This is a genomic window from Ammoniphilus soli, assembly GCF_040813775.1.
The window spans coordinates 1-850 of sequence record NZ_JBEGDL010000150.1 but is presented as its reverse complement, the minus strand read 5'-3'; the positions used below and the strand labels follow the sequence as shown (position 1 = coordinate 850).

Sequence of the window (850 nt, the reverse complement as noted above, 5' to 3'; positions counted from 1 at the left end):
AAAAATCCTTGCTCTAATTGTACAAGGTTAAATTCATCCGAGATTTTCAGCCAGCCGTAAAATTCATCTTCAGGCATGATTTCCCCGCCCTTGCTGAAACGCTGGGCATTAGGCGCCTTCGCCTTGTGCCATGGCCCCTCGATTTCCTTCAGCGCCTCCGGACGCATGTTCCCGATAAACACTTGGTTCGGCGGATAAGCCACGGCTTCCTCATAGCTTCTTAGATGGGGTAGAATCCGATCCAACAGGGACGGATCCTTTTCGATTTCTCGAACGGGCTTGGAGCCATGTCGCACTAAGCTCGGTGTATGGGTTAGTACAAATGAAGCTCCTTTAATTACGGGTCTAGTCATCGGTCTTCCTCCTATTAAACCTGGCTGGTTTGCAAGTTCATCGCTTTGATTTCTTCTTCTAGATTTTCCACGTGGTGCTGTGCAGCTAGAGCGGCAATGCTGCCATCCCCCGTTGCGGTCACAACCTGGCGGAGGGTCTTCTCCCTGACATCCCCAGCTGCAAAGATCCCCGGTATGCTGGTTTTCATCTGCTCGTCCGTCGGAATGTAACCCGCTTTATTCGTTACCCCAAGATCTTTGATAAAGTCGGTGATCGGATCCATTCCCACGTAAATGAATACACCGTTGGTTGGATAATCGGTTACTTCCCCGTTGACCAAATTCCGGATTTTTACGGATTCAACCATGCCATCCCCTTCAATGAGGTCCACTGCTGAGTTCCAAATGATGTGAATTTTCGGATTTTCAAAAGCGCGATCCTGGATAATCTTTTGCGCACGGAATTCATCCCGGCGATGGACAATCGTTACTTTGGAAGCAAAGCGAGTGAGGAATAG

Annotated in this window: 1 protein-coding gene and 1 pseudogene; both read right to left on the bottom strand. The window is 49.1% G+C overall.

Annotated elements, in window-relative coordinates; translation table 11 throughout:
• Positions 1–353, bottom strand: a pseudogene (locus ABLT31_RS38795) (glycine/sarcosine/betaine reductase complex component C subunit beta); the annotation flags it as partial.
• Positions 354–367: 14 nt separating this feature from the next.
• Positions 368–850 (bottom strand): NAD(P)/FAD-dependent oxidoreductase (locus ABLT31_RS38790; RefSeq protein WP_367761053.1); only part of this gene is annotated, 483 nt, incomplete at its 5' end.